At 72.6% G+C, this 16,197-nt stretch carries 15 protein-coding genes; 8 read left to right on the top strand and 7 right to left on the bottom strand.

Annotated features, from left to right (window positions below; translation table 11 throughout):
- Positions 1 to 4 precede the first annotated feature (4 nt).
- From pucL to AB0J12_RS01380, 5 genes are all read left to right on the top strand, one after another.
- The gene (pucL, locus tag AB0J12_RS01400) at positions 5 to 940 is read left to right on the top strand and encodes a factor-independent urate hydroxylase (RefSeq protein WP_363262052.1); all 936 of its coding nucleotides are present in this window, start codon (positions 5 to 7) and stop codon (positions 938 to 940) included.
- Between the two features lie 65 nt (positions 941 to 1,005).
- On the top strand, positions 1,006 to 2,418 hold the full coding sequence (locus tag AB0J12_RS01395) for a nucleobase:cation symporter-2 family protein (RefSeq protein ID WP_363262051.1): 1,413 nt from the start codon (positions 1,006 to 1,008) through the stop codon (positions 2,416 to 2,418).
- Between the two features lie 69 nt (positions 2,419 to 2,487).
- Positions 2,488 to 3,873, top strand: a complete 1,386-nt coding sequence (locus AB0J12_RS01390) for an 8-oxoguanine deaminase (protein WP_363262050.1) — start codon at positions 2,488 to 2,490, stop codon at positions 3,871 to 3,873.
- 221 nt (positions 3,874 to 4,094) lie between these two features.
- On the top strand, positions 4,095 to 5,462 hold the full coding sequence (locus AB0J12_RS01385) for a nucleobase:cation symporter-2 family protein (protein WP_363262049.1): 1,368 nt from the start codon (positions 4,095 to 4,097) through the stop codon (positions 5,460 to 5,462).
- Between the two features lie 111 nt (positions 5,463 to 5,573).
- Positions 5,574 to 6,023, top strand: a complete 450-nt coding sequence (locus tag AB0J12_RS01380; protein ID WP_363262048.1) for a hypothetical protein — start codon at positions 5,574 to 5,576, stop codon at positions 6,021 to 6,023.
- Positions 6,024 to 6,035: 12 nt separating this feature from the next.
- Here AB0J12_RS01380 and AB0J12_RS01375 read toward each other — a convergent pair whose 3' ends face one another.
- The 4 genes from AB0J12_RS01375 to AB0J12_RS01360 all read right to left on the bottom strand — a co-directional run bounded on the left by AB0J12_RS01375 (position 6,036) and on the right by AB0J12_RS01360 (position 9,251).
- Complete coding sequence (locus AB0J12_RS01375) at positions 6,036 to 6,458, bottom strand: acyl-CoA thioesterase (protein WP_363262047.1); 423 nt, start codon at positions 6,456 to 6,458, stop codon at positions 6,036 to 6,038.
- 72 nt (positions 6,459 to 6,530) lie between these two features.
- Positions 6,531 to 7,160, bottom strand: coding sequence for a hypothetical protein (locus AB0J12_RS01370; RefSeq protein ID WP_363262046.1), 630 nt, complete (start codon positions 7,158 to 7,160; stop codon positions 6,531 to 6,533).
- Between the two features lie 140 nt (positions 7,161 to 7,300).
- Positions 7,301 to 7,900, bottom strand: a complete 600-nt coding sequence (locus AB0J12_RS01365) for a histidine phosphatase family protein (RefSeq protein ID WP_363262044.1) — start codon at positions 7,898 to 7,900, stop codon at positions 7,301 to 7,303.
- A gap of 142 nt (positions 7,901 to 8,042) precedes the next feature.
- Positions 8,043 to 9,251, bottom strand: a complete 1,209-nt coding sequence (locus AB0J12_RS01360) for a pyridoxal phosphate-dependent aminotransferase (RefSeq protein WP_363262042.1) — start codon at positions 9,249 to 9,251, stop codon at positions 8,043 to 8,045.
- 81 nt (positions 9,252 to 9,332) lie between these two features.
- Between AB0J12_RS01360 and AB0J12_RS01355 the strand changes: the two genes are divergently transcribed.
- Positions 9,333 to 9,974 (top strand): winged helix-turn-helix transcriptional regulator, encoded by a 642-nt coding sequence (locus tag AB0J12_RS01355; protein ID WP_363262040.1) that lies wholly within the window; start codon positions 9,333 to 9,335, stop codon positions 9,972 to 9,974.
- A 27-nt stretch (positions 9,975 to 10,001) separates the two neighbouring features.
- Here the strand turns inward: AB0J12_RS01355 and AB0J12_RS01350 are convergent, their stop codons facing one another.
- Genes AB0J12_RS01350 through AB0J12_RS01340 form a run of 3 tightly spaced genes read right to left on the bottom strand, consistent with a single transcriptional unit; the run spans position 10,002 to position 13,600 of the window.
- Positions 10,002 to 10,805, bottom strand: coding sequence for a hypothetical protein (locus tag AB0J12_RS01350; protein WP_363262039.1), 804 nt, complete (start codon positions 10,803 to 10,805; stop codon positions 10,002 to 10,004).
- Complete coding sequence (locus tag AB0J12_RS01345) at positions 10,805 to 12,067, bottom strand: VWA domain-containing protein (RefSeq protein ID WP_363262038.1); 1,263 nt, start codon at positions 12,065 to 12,067, stop codon at positions 10,805 to 10,807. Before AB0J12_RS01345 ends, AB0J12_RS01350 begins: the two co-directional genes overlap by 1 nt.
- A 45-nt stretch (positions 12,068 to 12,112) precedes the next feature.
- On the bottom strand, positions 12,113 to 13,600 hold the full coding sequence (locus AB0J12_RS01340) for an IucA/IucC family siderophore biosynthesis protein (protein WP_363262037.1): 1,488 nt from the start codon (positions 13,598 to 13,600) through the stop codon (positions 12,113 to 12,115).
- Positions 13,601 to 13,701: 101 nt separating this feature from the next.
- Between AB0J12_RS01340 and AB0J12_RS01335 the strand changes: the two genes are divergently transcribed.
- Together AB0J12_RS01335 and AB0J12_RS01330 are read left to right on the top strand one after the other, a co-directional pair.
- Entirely contained in the window at positions 13,702 to 15,216 is a 1,515-nt protein-coding gene (locus AB0J12_RS01335; RefSeq protein WP_363262036.1) for an IucA/IucC family protein, read from the top strand.
- Between the two features lie 20 nt (positions 15,217 to 15,236).
- Positions 15,237 to 16,142, top strand: coding sequence for a HipA family kinase (locus AB0J12_RS01330; RefSeq protein WP_363262035.1), 906 nt, complete (start codon positions 15,237 to 15,239; stop codon positions 16,140 to 16,142).
- The last annotated feature ends 55 nt before the right edge of the window (positions 16,143 to 16,197 follow it).

Here is a 16,197-nt window from a genome sequence, read left to right as displayed (position 1 = left end):
CACCATGACCCGTTTCGTCCTGGGACAGAACCAGTACGGCAAGGCAGAGAACCGCGTTGTCAAGATCACGCGTGACGGCGACACGCACCACATCAAGGACCTGAACGTCTCCGTCGCCCTGTCCGGCGACATGGAGGAGGTCCACCGGAGCGGTTCCAACGCGAACGTCCTGCCCACCGACACCACCAAGAACACGGTGTACGCCTTCGCCAAGGAGCACGGGATCGAGAGCGCCGAGGACTTCGGCATCAAGCTCGCCCGCCACTTCGTGGACAACACCGCCTCCATCCACCAGGCCCGTATCCGCGTCGAGGAATACGCCTGGGAGCGGATCGAGACCTCGCAGTCCGGCGCCCGCTTCGTCGGCGCCGACGAGATCGCCCACTCCTTCGTCCGCAAGGGCCAGGAGACCCGTGTCGCGCAGGTCACCTACGACGGCCACGGCATCCAGGTGCTCACCGGGTTCAAGGACCTGACCGTCCTGAACACGACCAACTCCGAGTTCTGGGGCTACCTGAAGGACAAGTACACCACCCTGAAGGAGGACTACGACCGGATCCTCGCCACCACCGTCTCCACCTGGTGGCGGCACAACTGGGACGGCATCGACTCGCACGCCCCGGACTGGGACCGCTCGTACAACGGAGTGCGCAAGCACGCGCTGCAGGCGTTCGCCGAGACCTACTCGTACTCGCTCCAGCAGACCCTGTTCGAGATGGGTGTGCGGGTGCTGAACTCCCGCGACGAGGTCGACGAGATCCGCTTCTCGATGCCCAACAAGCACCACTTCCGCTCGGATCTGTCGCCCTTCGGGATCGACAACGAGGCGAAGGACGGCGCCGTGTACTACGCCGCCGACCGCCCCTACGGCCTGATCGAGGCCACCATCCTGCGGGACGGCGCCGAGCAGCTCATCCCGGTCGACATGACCAACCTCTGACGCGGGGCGCGTGTCCCCGGACCCGGCCGCCGGGGCCGGGGACACGCCACACCGGAGGGAACACCATGGCACAGCCTGCAATGGAGCCGGCGAAAGGCTCCTGTTCCACCCCGCCGGTGCACACCGAGGACGCCGTCACGTCCGTGCACCCGGTGGACGAGAAGCTCCACCTCTCGCGGCTCGTCCCCGCCGCGCTCCAGCACATCGCCGCCATGTACGCGGGCGTTGTCACTCCTCCGCTCATCATCGGCCAGGCCTGCGGACTCGACATCGCGGCCCGCACCCGGCTGATCGCCGCCTCCCTGCTCATCGCGGGCGTCGCGACCATTCTCCAGACCATCGGCGTCAAGGGCTTCGTCGGCAACCGGCTGCCCTTCGTCAACGCGGCCTCCTCCGCCGGTATCGCGCCGATCCTGGCGATCGCCGAGACCAACGACAAGGGCCATCAACTCCCCGCGATCTACGGTGCGGTGATGGTCGCCGGTGTCTTCTGCCTGGGCGTCGGTCCCTTCTTCGGACGGCTGCTGCGCTTCTTCCCGCCGCTGGTCACCGGTGTCGTCATCACGCTCATCGGCGTCACCCTGATGCCCGTGCCCGTCAGCTGGGCGCAGGGCGGCGACAAGACCGCCGCCGACTTCGGCGCCATGAAGTACCTCGCGCTGGCCGGCTTCACCCTCGCCGTCATCCTGCTCATCCAGCGCTTCGGCAAGGGCTTCGTCAAGCAGGTCGCCCTGCTCTTCGGGCTGCTCGTCGGCACCCTGGTCGCCATCCCGTTCGGCATGGCCGACTTCAGCGCCTTCAGGTCGGCGCCCGTGGCCGCGCTGCCCACGCCGTTCGCCTTCGGAGCGCCCGAGTTCCAGCCCGCGGCGATCCTGTCGCTGTGCATCGTGATGCTGGTGCTGATGACCGAGTCGTCCGCCGGTATGCTCGCCCTCGGCGAGATCTGCGACCGCCGCGCCCACGCAAAGACGATCACCCGGGGCCTGCGCACCGACGGCATCGCCACCCTGATCGGGCCCGTCTTCGGCGGCTTCCCCACCTCGGCCTTCGCCCAGAACGTCGGCGTCGTCTCGCTGACCCGGGTGCGCAGCCGCTACGTCGTCGCCGTCGCCGGCGCCGCCCTGCTGGTCCTCGGCGCCTTCCCGGTCCTCGGCGCGGTCGTCTCCCTGGTCCCCATGCCGGTCCTCGGCGGCGCGGGCATCGTCCTGTTCGGCTCGATCGCCGTCAGCGGCATCCGCACCCTGTCGGAGGCGGGCCTGGACGACAGCTCCAACATCATCCTGGTGGCCGTGGCGCTCGGCGCGGGCATCATCCCGCTGGCCGCCCCCACCTTCTACGCCGGCTTCCCCGCCTGGGCGCAGACCGTGCTCGGCTCCGGCATCAGCGCCGGCGCGCTCGTCGCAGTTCTGCTCAACCTCTTCTTCCACCATCTCGGCACCCGGAGCGGCCAGACAGCCCCGGCACTCGAATCCTCCTAGGGTCCTGCCGTGCCCTCCCCGTGGACATCCCCGCGTCCCCGGGCCGCCACCGAAAGACAAGGAAGCACGATGGCACCATCGGCAGCCCAGCGCATCGTCATCGACAACTGTGCGATCGCGACCGTGGACGCGGACGACACCGAGTACGCCTTCGGGCACCTCGTCCTCGCCGGGAACAGGATCGAGTCCGTCGGTGCCGGAAAGGCCCCCGACGGTCTGCAGAACGTGGTGCGCCGGATCGACGCGAGCGGCCACCTGGCCACGCCCGGTCTGGTCAACACCCACCACCACTTCTACCAGTGGATCACCCGGGGTCTGGCCACCGACCACAACCTGTTCGACTGGCTGGTCGCGCTGTACCCGACGTGGGCGCGCATCGACGAGCAGATGTGCTACTCGGCCGCGCAGGGATCGCTCGCCATGATGGCCCGCGGCGGTGTCACCACCGCCATGGACCACCACTACGTGTTCCCGCACGGCTGCGGTGACCTGTCCGGCGCGATCATCAAGGCCGCGGCCGAGATGGGCGTGCGCTTCACGCTGGCCCGCGGCTCGATGGACCGCAGCGTCAAGGACGGCGGTCTGCCGCCGGACTTCGCGGTGGAGACGCTGGAAGGCGCGCTCACGGCGACCGAGGACACCGTCGACAAGCACCACGACGCCTCCTTCGACGCGATGACCCAGGTGGCCGTCGCGCCCTGCTCACCGTTCTCCGTCTCCACCGAACTGATGCGTGAGGGAGCGGAGTTGGCCCGCCGCCTCGGGGTGCGGCTGCACACCCACGGCTCGGAGACCGTGGAGGAGGAGAAGTTCTGCCACGAGCTGTTCGGCATGGGCCCGACCGACTACTTCGAGTCGACGGGCTGGCTCGGTGAGGACGTGTGGATGGCGCACTGCGTCCATATGACCGACTCCGACATCGCCGCGTTCGCCCGCACGAAGACCGGCGTCGCCCACTGCCCCTCGTCCAACGCCCGCCTCGCGGCCGGCATCGCCCGCGTCCCCGACCTGCTCGCCTCGGGCGTCCCGGTCGGCCTCGGCGTCGACGGCACCGCCTCCAACGAGTCCGGCGAACTGCACACCGAGCTGCGCAACGCCCTGCTGATCAACCGCCTCGGCGCGCACCGCGAGGCCGCGCTGAACGCCCGCCAGGCGCTGCGGCTCGGCACCCACGGCGGCGCGCAGGTGCTCGGCCGGGCCGACCAGATCGGCTCACTGGAGGCGGGCAAGCTGGCCGACGTGGTGCTGTGGAGGATGGACACCCTCGCCCACGCCTCCATCGCCGATCCGGTGACCGCGCTGGTCTTCGGCGCGGCCGCCCCGGTCACGGCCTCCTTCGTGAACGGCCGGCAGATCGTCGAGGACGGGCGCCTGCTGACCGTCGACGAGGACGCCGTCGCCCGCTCCACCCGCGAGGAGGCACAGCGCCTCGCCCGGATCAGCACGCAGGGCTGATCTCCCCAAGTCTCCGGCCGAGAGGGACGGCTCCCGGCCGGGAACCGTGGATCCGAGCGGGATCCACGGCAGCCGTCTCCGGGGCGCGCGTGAGAGCGCGCGCCCCGGAACGGTGTCACCGCTCACCGCGCCACCCCCCGTCACGGTCCCGCACGACCCCCGCACCACCTCCATGAAATCCACGTCGCCCCACGACGTGTCAGCCACCCGGAGGAGCAGCTGTGGCCGCCCATCCCGTAGACGAAAAACTCCCCGCCCTCAAGATGGCGACCAGTGGCCTGCAGCACGTGGCCGCCATGTACGCCGGAGTCGTCGCACCACCCCTGATCGTCGGCGCGGCCGTAGGCCTCTCCGGCACCGACCTGACCTTCCTCACCGGCGCCTGCCTGTTCACCGCGGGCCTCGCCACGTTTCTGCAGACCCTCGGCATCTGGAAGATCGGTGCCCGGCTGCCCTTCGTCAACGGCGTCACCTTCGCCGGTGTCGCCCCCATGACCGCGGTGGTCGCCTCCACCCACGACAAGTCCGACGCCCTGCCGATCATCTTCGGCGCGGTCATCGTCGCCGGCCTGCTCGGCTTCCTCGCCGCCCCCCTCTTCTGCAAGGCGGTCCGCTTCTTCCCGCCGGTCGTCACGGGCTCCGTGATCACCTTGATCGGCGTGTCCCTGCTCCCGGTCGCCTTCGGGTGGGCCCAGGGCCCCAACCCGAAAGCCGACGACTACGGTTCGACGACCTACCTCACCCTGGCCGGCATCACCCTGCTGATCGTGCTGCTGCTGCGCCGCTTCACCCGCGGCTTCGTCAAGCAGATCGCCGTACTGCTCGGCCTGATCATCGGCACGCTCATCGCGATACCCTTCGGCGTCACGGACTTCAGCCCCGTCGGCGAGGCCGACGTCGTCGGCTTCCCGACCCCGTTCCACTTCGGCGCCCCGCAGTTCCAGCTCGCGGCGATCCTCTCCCTGTGCGTGGTGATGGTGGTCTCGATGACCGAGTCGACGGCCGACATGCTGGCGCTCGGTGAGATCGTCGAGCGTCCCGCCGACGAGAAGACCATCGCGGCCGGCCTGCGCGCTGACACCCTCGGCTCGGCGATCAGCCCGCTGTTCAACGGCTTCATGTGCAGCGCCTTCGCGCAGAACATCGGCCTGGTCGCGATGACGAAGATCCGCAGCCGGTACGTCGTCGCCACCGGCGGCGGCTTCCTGGTCCTGATGGGCCTGTGCCCGATGGCCGCCTCGCTGATCGCGGTCGTGCCCCGCCCGGTCCTCGGCGGCGCCGGCGTGGTGCTGTTCGGATCGGTCGCGGCGAGCGGCATCCAGACCCTGGTGCGGGCCGGCCTGGAGCGGGACAACAACGTCCTGATCGTGGCCGTCTCCCTCGCCGTCGGCATCATCCCGATCACCGCGCCGGAGTTCTACCACTCCTTCCCCGAGACCGCGAAGATCGTCCTGGACTCGGGCATCTCGACGGGCTGTGTGACGGCCGTGGTGCTCAACCTCCTCTTCAACCACATCGGCACGGACCGAGCGGCCCAGGACGTCACCCACCCCATGGAGGCGGGGGAGGAGATCGCCGCTGCGCACTGAGAGCGACGGTCGGGACTTGACGGCCGGGGGAGACGGAACGACCACCGTCTCCCCCGGCCGCTTCCCATGGGCACGGCTACCATCGGATCACCGAGGAGACCAGGGGGTTCGGTGGACGCCGACAGGCAGGTGGGGAACGTACGGCGGCTGCTGACCGGGGCGGAGATCCGTTCCGTCGGACGCGCGGCGGACATGGGCGTGCTGGAACTGACCGGTCCGCACGGAGAACTCCTCGGGCTGCACGTCCAGTGCCCCTTCCGGATCGTCCACGGCGACCAGGTGCTGCTGGGCTCACGCGACATGGGGTACGTCAGGGACGGCGCGGAGGACGACGCCTTCGCCACGCTGTACGACGACCGTGCGGCGCTGCTCAACCGCGTGCTGGACGGCGCCCGTCCGACGGTCGAGACCGTCCATGAGGGTGCCGCGGGCGCCCTGACCCTGGAGGCGACCAGCGGCTTGCGCGTCGAGGTCTTCCCCGACCGCTCCGGCGGCGAGGAGTCCTGGCGCGCCCTGGCCCGCGGCGGGCCGCACTACGGCTACCCGCCGGGCGTGGTCTGAGCCTGCCCGGGGTCACAGACCGAACAGGCCGGGGTTCTCGGCCAGTTCCTTGAAGCGGGACTGAGGGTTCGCCACCAGACGGCGGGCCTTCAGGTCCAGCAGGCCGCCGACCGCTGTGATCTCGGCGGCGACCGTGCCGTCCGTCTTGCGGATCGTCTGCCGGATGCGGAACGTCTTGCCCTCGCCCCACTCGAAGGCGCACGTCACGTCGACCTCGTCGCCGGCGAGCAGCTCGCGCTGGTAGCGGATGGTGGTCTCCAGGGCGACCGGTCCGACGCCCGTCGCGATCAGCCCGGCCTGGGTGATGCCGGCCGCCTGCAGCAGCGACCAGCGCGCGTGCTCGGCGTAGTTGAGGTACACGCTCTGGTTCAGGTGCCCCTGGACGTCGGTCTCGTATCCGCGGACGGTGATCCGGACGGAGAACGGCTCGCTCATCACTTCCCCTTCGCGTTCCTTGCAGTGACCACCGATCTTGGCACGCCCCGCACCACCGGCCGCGGGGGCTCCTCACACCCGGCGCGGGGAGGCGAGCAGATAGCGGGCCCGGGTGCGGGGCTCGGTGTACTCGCCGGTCTGCCAGCCCGCCCGCTCCAGCGCGGCCGCGCAGGCGCTCAGCGCCGAGGGGTCCTCCGCCCGCACCGCCACGGCCTCCGGCTGGGGCGTCGCCCGCACCCGGTACCCCTCCTGCCCGCCCCCGGCAGGCCGATGCCCGGCCGCTTCCAGGGCCAGCGCCGCGGCCTGCACCAGATGCGCGCGCTCCCAGCCGCACGGCCGGCCGGTCGCACCGTCGGGGTTGGTCATACGGCGCAGCTCCAGCAGCCCCTGCCAGGCGCTGTGCACCTCGCGCGCCCGGCCCGGGCCGGTGTCCGGCGGTTCCTCCTCGCCGCCCGCTCGCGCGGTGAAGACACCGGTCGACGGCTGCGCGGGCGCCGGTTCGGATGGCGCCGTCACGGGCGTTTCCCGTATCCGGTGCCCGGCCGGCGTGAGGAAATGGTCGTGCGGCGGCCGTGGATGCCGGAACGCCAGCCCGTGCTTCACCAGCGCCGCGAGCTGTGCCGGCGTCCCGCGCAGCCGCCCGGTGACCGGGTCGGCGGCGTCGATGACACGCCGCTGCGCGGCGGTGGGCGGTCGGCTCACGGCGTGCTCCTTCCTGCGCGGGTCCCGCTGCCGGGATCCAGGCCCTCTCGTCGGATCACCCCGGCGTCGCGGGGCCTGGCACGCTCCCCGTTGGCCAAAGCTCGGGGTGCCTGCCCGAGGAGCGCCTACCGCTTCGCAGGCTACGCGGGGGGTCTGACATTCCAGCCGGCGATCACCGGCCGCCCGTGCTCGGTGCCCAGCCGGCACAGCGACCCGGTCGCCAGCTGGAACAGCGCCCCGTGCTCGGGCGGAAGGCCCAGCTGCCGGGCGGTCAGCACCCGCAGGAAGTGTCCGTGGGCGACGAGGAGCACCACCCCCTCCGTGTTGGCGAGGGCGGCGTCCACCTTGCCCAGCATCCGGTCGGCGCGCTCGGCGACCTGCTCCGGGCTCTCCCCAGGGTGATCGGGCGGCCCGGGCACGACCCCGTCCGTGAACAGGAACCATCCCGGCCGGTCGCGCTGGATCTCCACGGTGGTGACGCCCTCGTAGCCGCCGTAGTCCCACTCCCGCAGATCGGCGTCCACGCGCGCGTCGTGCACCCCGATCAGCTCGGCCGTCTCGCGCGCCCGTTGCAGAGGGCTGACGAACGCGGCGCCGATCCGGTGCGAGCGGATCAGCGGCACCAGCCGCCGTGCCTCCTCCCGCCCGTGCTCGGTCAGCGGGACGTCCGTCCACCCGGTGTGCCGCCCGGAACGGGACCACTCGGTCTCACCGTGCCGGACCAGAAAGAGATCACCCACGCTTCACAGGCTACGGGCCCACTCCTCGAGCCGCGCGAGGTCCGGCTCCCGCAGTACTCTGCGCGGGTCGATCCTGAGCAGCGGCGCGGGCCCGTCGTGGTGCGCGGCGACGTACCGTACGCCGTGCTCGGTGCCCGTGCTCCTACTGCCGGTACCCGTTCAGAAACCGCCCGATCCGGCCGATCGCCGCCTCCAGGTCCTCCGCGTGCGGCAGGGTCAGGATGCGGAAGTGGTCGGGGGTGGGCCAGTTGAAGCCGGTGCCCTGGACGACCTGGATCTTCTCGCGCAGCAGCAGGTCGAGGACGAACTTCTCGTCGTCGTGGATCTTGTGGACCTTGGGATCGAGGCGCGGGAAGGCGTACAGGGCCCCCTTGGGCTTCACGCAGGTCACGCCGGGGATCTCGTTCAGCCTCTCCCACGCCACGTCCCGCTGCTCGCGCAGCCGCCCGCCGGGCGCGGTCAGCTCGCGGATGGACTGCCGGCCGCCGAGCGCGGCCTGGATGGCGTACTGGGCGGGCGCGTTGGCGCACAGGCGCATGGAGGCCAGCATGGTCAGGCCCTCCAGGTAGCTTTTCGCGTGCTGCTTCGGGCCGGTGACCACGAGCCAGCCGGAGCGGAAGCCGGCCACCCGGTACGTCTTGGACAAGCCGCAGAAGGTGAGGACGACCAGGTCGGGGGCGAGGGCCGCGGCGGAGTGGTGCACGGCGTCGTCGTACAGGATCTGGTCGTAGATCTCGTCGGCGAAGACCATCAGGCCGTGCCGGCGGGCCAGGTCGAGGACGCCCTCGACGATCTCCTTCGGGTAGACCGCGCCGGTGGGGTTGTTGGGGTTGATGAGGACGACCGCCTTGGTGCGGTCGGTGATCTTCGACTCCATGTCGGCGAGGTCGGGGTACCACTCGGCCTGCTCGTCGCACAGGTAGTGGACGGCCTTGCCGCCCGCGAGGGTCGTCACGGCCGTCCACAGCGGGAAGTCCGGGGCGGGGATGAGGATCTCGTCGCCGTCCTCGATCAGCGCCTGTACGGCCATGGAGACCAGTTCGCTGACGCCGTTGCCGAGGAAGACGTCGTCGACGTCGACCGCCAGGCCGAGGGTCTGGTAGCGCTGGGCGACCGCGCGGCGGGCGGAGAGGATGCCCCGCGAGTCGGTGTAGCCGTGCGCCTGCGGCAGCATCCGGATCATGTCCTGGAGGATCTCCTCCGGCGCTTCGAAGCCGAAGAGGGCCGGGTTGCCGGTGTTCAGCCGCAGCACGCTGTGCCCGGCCTCCTCCAGCGCGTTGGCGTGCTCGATCACCGGCCCGCGGATCTCGTAACAGACCTCGCTGAGCTTGTTCGACTGCCGGAACTCCATGCGCCCCTCCGGAAACTCGTGGTGCTTGGTTTTACCAAGTGGGAGCTTGGAAAGTCCAACAACATGTCTAGACTGCGTCGCATGTCACCCCGCACCCGCCGCAGTTACGACCAGTACTGCTCCGCCGCCCGCGCCCTCGACGTGGTCGGCGACCGCTGGACCCTGCTGATCGTCCGGGAGCTGCTCGCCGGACCGCGCCGCTACACCGACCTGCACGCCGACCTGCCGGGCGTCAGCACGGACGTGCTCGCCTCACGACTGAAGGATATGGAACAGGGCGGCCTCGCCACCCGGCGCCGGCTGCCGCCGCCGGGAGCCGCCTTCGTCTACGAACTGACGCCGCGCGGGCGGCAGTTGCTGCCCGTCCTGCAAGCCCTCGGCACCTGGGGCGAGGCCGAACTGGGGGAGCGGCGGCCCACCGACGCCGTCCGCGCGCACTGGTTCGCCCTGCCGCTGCTGCGCGCGATCGACGGCGCGGGACTGGTCGAAGTGCGGCTGGAGGAGGGCGTGTTCCATCTGCACGCCGGAGCCGAGGAGGGGCCGGTCTACGGCGACGGCGCCGCGCCCGGCGAGCCCGACGCCCGGCTGGTCATGGACTCCGCGACCTGTACGGCGCTCTCCCGCGGCGAGACGAGCCTCGCCGAAGCGATCCGCGCGGGCCGCGTCGAGGTGACGGGTGACGGCGCCCTCGCCAAGGAACTGCGCGAGGGGCCCGCCGCATGACCATGCGGCGGGCCCCTCGACGGTCCGTCAGGCGTTCGGCGGCACGGGGGACGGGCGTCCCCGTCCCCGCGTCAGCGCGTACCCGCCGATGCCCGCGAGCGCGGCCAGCACGCCGCCGATCGCGGTCCACACCCAGCGGTCGGACCACCAGCCGGACGACCAGCCGCCGTCCGGCTCGACGCTCGCCAGCACGGCCGCCTTCTTCGAGTCGTCCTTGTCCTGCCGCGCCGTGACGGCGACACCGGGCACCAGCGGCTCGGCCAGCCGGCCGCCCACGGCCGCCGCGCCGCCGATGTCCTTGGACTGCACGCGCAGTTCGGCGTTGACCGGCTGCCCGAGGTCGGCCGTCTGCACGCCCACCGCGGTCAGCCGGACGTAGTACGTACCCGGCAGCGGGTCGTTCGCCCACGGCTCCGACCAGGCGCGCACCGTGCGCAGCACGCACGTCAGCTCCAGCGAGGAGGTCCCCGCGTCGGCCGTGCGGGTCTGTGCGCCGTACTGGCAGGCCTGACGGCGCCGGAGGCCGTCGTACACGTCGACCTGCCAGGTCTGTGCCGTGTGCGTCTGCGGCAGCTTCACCGTCGCCTTCACGGTGGGCCGCTGCTCGGCGTCCGCCGGGAACGACCAGTACAGGTAGTCACCCGTGGAGGCGCTCGCGGTGGCGGTCTGCCCCTGCTCCACCTCCGTCGCCGTACGGAACGACGTGCCCGCCGACGCCGGGGCCGCGGTGGAGCCGGACGGGCTCGGTGACGGGGACGAGTCGGCCGCCGCTGGGGCGGCGGCGAGGCCGAGCGTCAGCAGGGCTGCGCCCAACACCTGGGTGATCCTCATCAGTTCGTCCTCCACACCGCGACACGCCAGCGCGACAGCCAGCCCCATACCACACCCGCGAGGAAGCCGATCAGCACCAGCAGGCCGAGCAGCCACCAGCCGCGCCCGAGACCGAACGACGCCACGTCGTCCGCCTGCGACGGGCCGTCGACCACGTCCACGGTCAGCTCCAGCGGCATGCCGGGCGTGGCCTTGACGCCGGGCGCCGCCGAGAAGGAGTTCGTCACCGCGAGGCACACCGTCTCCGCCGGCGCGTTCTCGTCGTCGCTGTCCGCCTTCGGGTAGCGCAGACCCGTCGAGGCGACATCCGTACGGCCGTTGCCGGCCGCCTCACCGCGCACGATCTCCCGGCCGTGCACCGTGACCGCGCGCAGCAGCACGCCGTAGTCCGGGTGCATCGAGCGGTCCGCGGCCACGCTCACCGATGCGCGCAGCTCCTGGCCGGGCTTCACGTCCACCCGGTACCAGCGCCGCTGCCCGAACTCCTCGCGGTCGGTGTACAGGCCCGAGTTCAGCGTCGGCGCCTTGGCGCACGAGGACGCGCCGTCGGTGGCGACCGGCGTGACCACCGGGTCGGCCGCCCGGTCCACCAACTGGTTCACCTTGTCGGCGAGTTCACCGGAGTGCTCCACCGATGTGTAGGTGCCGCCGGTGGCCTCGGCGATGCAGCTGAGCTGCCGGCGCATCTTCACGTTCGGCACCAGGCCGAGGGTGTCGATGGTCAGGCCGATGCCCTTGGCGGCTATCTCGCGGGCCACCTCGCACGGGTCGAGCGGGGCGCAGGTGTCCTCGCCGTCACTGATCAGCACGATCCGCTTGGAGCCGGTCCCGCCGTCCAGGTCCCCGGCCGCCTTGAGCAGGGCCGGCCCGATCGGCGTCCAGCCGGTCGGGTTGAGCGTGGCCACCGCCGTCTTGGCCTCGGTGCGGTCCAGCGGACCGACCTTGTACAGCTGCGCGGTGTCCTTGCAGCCGGTCTGCCGGTCGTCGCCCGGGTAGGTGGCGCCCAGCGTGCGGATGCCGAGCTGCACCTCCTCGGGCGTTGCGTCCAGCACCTCGTTGAACGCCTGCTTGGCCGCCGACATGCGCGACTGCCCGTCGATGTCCCGCGTCCGCATCGACCCGCTGACGTCGATCACGAGGTCGACCTTCGGCGCGCTTGCGGTGGTTTCGTCGGCGACCGCCCCCGCCGGGAACACGAGCCCGGCCGCGAGCGCGGCGAGCAGGGCGCCGACGCCCGCCGCCAGCCGTTGTCTTCTGATCATCGGCGGATCTTATTGATCTGTGCCGCCCGGCTCCAAAACGGTCCGTCAGGCGAGCGGTGACGGCAGCCGCGTCCACAGGTCGCCGGGCGCGTCCGGCGACAGCCGCATCAGCGTCAGCGCCTTCACCGGCAACGGATCCTGACACAGCGCCACCAGGTCGGCGGTGCGCGGCAGATCCCGTACGGCCGCCGCCAGGGCCGCCCGCAGCGCGGGACCGTTGCCCGCGGTGGCGGCCAGCGCACCCGCCACCAGGGAGCCGAACAGCTTGCGCCGCAGCGCCGTCACGTCGTCCGTGACGATCCGGCCCGCGAGGTCGCCGGGGACCGCGATGCCGTGCCGGGCCAGCCGGGCGGGGCTGACCCGGATGTCGGCCAGATCCCGGTAGACCAGCCGCCGCGGCTCGCCCGCCGGGCCCAGCACCACCAGCAGGTTCTGCCCGTGCGCCTCCAGCGCCGCGCCCAGCTCCAGCAGCCGCAGGCCCGCGGACAGCGCCAGCCGGGCGAAGTCAGCGAGCCAGGCGGGGGAGTGCGGCCCGGCCAGAGCGGCCACCGGCACCACCTCCTCACCCGGCCCCGCGTACACCTCCGGCGCCTCGCGCAGCTGGACCGCCAGGTCGGGGGAGTGGGCGGTGGCCGCACCCAGCGTGCGCGTGACGTGCAGCAGCCCGTCCGTGTGCGCGGCGAGCCGCTCGCCGAACTCCGACAGCGAGGCCGCCATGCGCACCGAGCCGACCGAGATGTCCCGCACCGAGGACGTCAGCCGGGTGCTCAGCGCGGTCTTCACATGCGGGCCGCCGGGCAGCGCGAGCGTGCGCAGCGCCATCAGCGGATGCGCGGCGAGCGTGGCCTGACCGGTCCGCTTCAGCACATGCTCGGCCTGCCACGGATGCACCGGCAGCAGCAGCCACTCCCCGTCCCGCAGCCACTGGGGCCACGCTCCGCTCACCAGGCACCCGGCCGCCGGCACCGGCAGCAGCTCCAGCTCCACCACCGGCCGGTGCTCGGGCGCGTACGCCAGCTGCTCCGCCACCGAGAAACCGGGCCGCGAGCGGCAGCACGGATGGTAGGGATGCCCGTCGACGACCCGCTGCTCCCACTCCCAGCCCTGCGCGGGCCGCTCCCGCGGGCACCCCCGCTGCCCGGCCCGGGACAGCGCGAGCGAGGCGACGCTGTGCCCCAGCTCGGTCGCGAAACCCGCCGCGTGCGGCACCGCCAGGTCCGTCATCAGCCGCTCCGGCCGCTCGTACGCCACACCGTCGAGGTGTACGGCGCCGACGTAGGCGTCGGTGGCGTACGCGTCCGGCACCGGGCCGTGCAGCCGGCGGCCGTCCGCCAGGTGCAGGGTGAGGCCGTCGCCGCCCTCCTTCCGGCGCGTGATCCAGGGCAGTGGCTCGTGGCCGAGGCCGCGCCACAGGCGGGTCAGCACGGCGGCGCGCGCGCCGGGCAGCGCGGCCCGGTACCGGGGCACCAGGCCGGGACACTCGGCGGCGAGTTCGGCGGCGACCTCCGCCTCGGCGGTGGGGGGTCGGTGCACGGGCGGGCTCCTCGGGTACGCGGACGGCGTCACGGCGGACCGTGACGGCGGGGATACTGATCGTCTCCGACCGACAGGACCGTAGGGAACGAGTGGATCGCGTGGACCTCCTGCCTCCCACCATCGGCGATTTCCCGCCGCGCGACGACCTCGCGGCCCGGGCCGACGCCCACGCGGCGGCGCCCCTGCTGAACTGCCTGCTGCGCGAGGCCGCCGAGCCGGTCGGGGCCGACGGCGCCTGGCGGGTGCACCGGCTGGCCGCGTCGGGCCGGCTGCTGCGGGTGCGCGGCACACGCCGGCCCGCCCGCCCCGAGGTCGGGGCGGACGGCACCTGGCGGCCGCTGGACCACCGTGACCTGGTCGCCCTCGTCGCTGACGAGCTGTACCGGCTCACCGGGCTCGCCAATCCGGTCCTGCCCGCCGAGATGACCGACAGCCGGGACGTCGTCGCCGCCCTGCTGGCCGCGCGTGCCGGTGCCACCGCGCCCGCCGACGCCTATCTGCGCTCCGAGCAGTCCCTGATCACCGGTCACCCCCACCACCCCGCCCCGAAGGCGCGGGGCGGCGGCCCGCCGGCCGCCTGGCTGCCGTACGCGCCCGAGGCGCACGTCCGCTTCCCGCTGGAGCTGCTCGGCGTGCGCGCGGACACGGTCGTGCAGGAGGGCGACACCGGCGCCCTCGACGCGCTCGGCGAGGCCCCGCCCGGCTACCGGCTGCTGCCCGCCCACCCCTGGCAGCTTCGGCTGGCCGCGCCCGCCCTCGCGGACGCCTTCGCCGACGGGCGCCTGATCCGGCTGGGCGCGAGCGCCTTCGAGGTGTGGCCGACGGCCGCGATCCGCACCGTGTACGCGCCGGAGCGGGACCTCTTCCTCAAGTTCAGCCTCGATGTGCGCATCACCAACGACATCCGCCGGCTGTGGGAGCACGACCTGCGCAGGCTGCGCCGTACGGACAAGGCCGTCACACACGCCTTCGCGGCGCTCGGCGGCCCGGCGGCCTGGCTGAGCGACCGCGGTCACCGCACCGTCTGCTTCGCCCACGAGGAACTGGCCGTCGTCGTCCGCGACGGCCTGGGCGGGGCCGTCCTGCCCGGCGCGACGCCCCTGCTCGCGGCCGGCCTGGTGGAGGGGTTCGACGGCAACCCGCTCGCCGCCGCCGCCGACCCGGCGGCCTGGTGGGAGGCGTATCTGCGCGCGGTCGTGCCGCCCGCCCTCGCCGCGTACGCCGACCACGGCGTCGTCCTGGAGGCACACCTGCAGAACACGCTGGTCGCGGTCGACGGCGACGGGATGCCCGTCCAGGCTCTCTTCCGGGACGCCGAGGGCGTGAAGCTGCTGCCCGAGGTGACACCGGCGGCCGGGTGGGAACGGCTGGTGTACTGCCTGGTCGTCAACCACCTCACCGAGGTCGCCGCGGCGCTCGCCGAACACCACCCAGGGCTGGACCCGTGGCCGGCGGCCCGCCGCGAACTGGCCCGCCACGAGCTGCCCGAGGTCGCCGCGCTGCTGGCCTCGCCCACCCTGCCCGGCAAGACCAACCTGCTGCTGCGCTGGACCGGAGCGGACGGCGCGGCGGCCCGCTACCTGCCCCTGCCCAACCCACTGGCCCGCACCTGACCTGCCGTAGGCTGGCCGGTGTGCTGCGCGACGTGACCGCTGTCCGATACGTGACCCCGCTGAGGTCGGGCGGTTCCGTGCCCGCGGTCGTCGAGGCCGACGACGACGGCACGTACGTGGTGAAGTTCACCGGCTCCGCGCAGGGGCCCAAGGCGCTGGTCGCCGAGGTGATCGTGGGGGAGCTGGCCCGGGCGCTGGGGCTGCGCTTCCCCGAACTGGTGCTGGTGCACTTCGACCCGGCGATCGCGGCCGACGAACCCCACCAGGAGGTACGGGACCTGCACGGCGCCAGCCACGGGCTGAACCTCGGCATGGACCACCTGCCGGGCGCGGTCGACCTCACGCCCGAGGTCGCGCGGTCCTTCCCCGTGGACCCGCTGGAGGCCGGCCGGATCGTCTGGCTCGACGCGCTCACCGCGAACGTCGACCGCACGGTCCACAGCTCCAACCTGATGGTGTGGCCGACCCTGGGCGTCGCGCCCCCGCGCCTGTGGCTCATCGACCACGGCGCCGCCCTCGTCTTCCACCACCGCTGGGACGGCGCCGACCCCGAGAAGGCCTACGACTTCCGCCACCACGCCCTCGGCCACTACGGCCCCGACGTGCGTGCCGCCGACGCCGAACTCGCGCCCAAGGTCACCGAGGAGCTGCTGCGCGCGATCGTCGCCGAGGTCCCGGACGCCTGGCTGACCGACCTCGGGAGCCCCGACGAGATGCGCGAGGCGTACGTGGCGTATCTGTACGCGCGCGTGCGGGCCTCGCGGAAGTGGCTGCCCACCGACTTCCCCGGCCCTCAGGAGCTGGCCGCTGACGAGGCCCGGCGGGCGGCGCGCACCCAGGCCGGCCGCCCCGACTGGCTGAAGCGGGTCCCCGATCTGCACGGCAAGCCCGCCGCGCAGCAGGACTGGTCGGTACACCTGGGCTGAACGGACCGAGCGGCCCGGGAAATCGCCCGGGGCCACTCGGATCAGCGCGGTCGGG

Source organism: Streptomyces sp. NPDC049915 (assembly GCF_040656475.1).
GTDB lineage: Bacteria > Actinomycetota > Actinomycetes > Streptomycetales > Streptomycetaceae > Streptomyces.
This window is presented reverse-complemented; position numbering and strand designations above follow the sequence as displayed.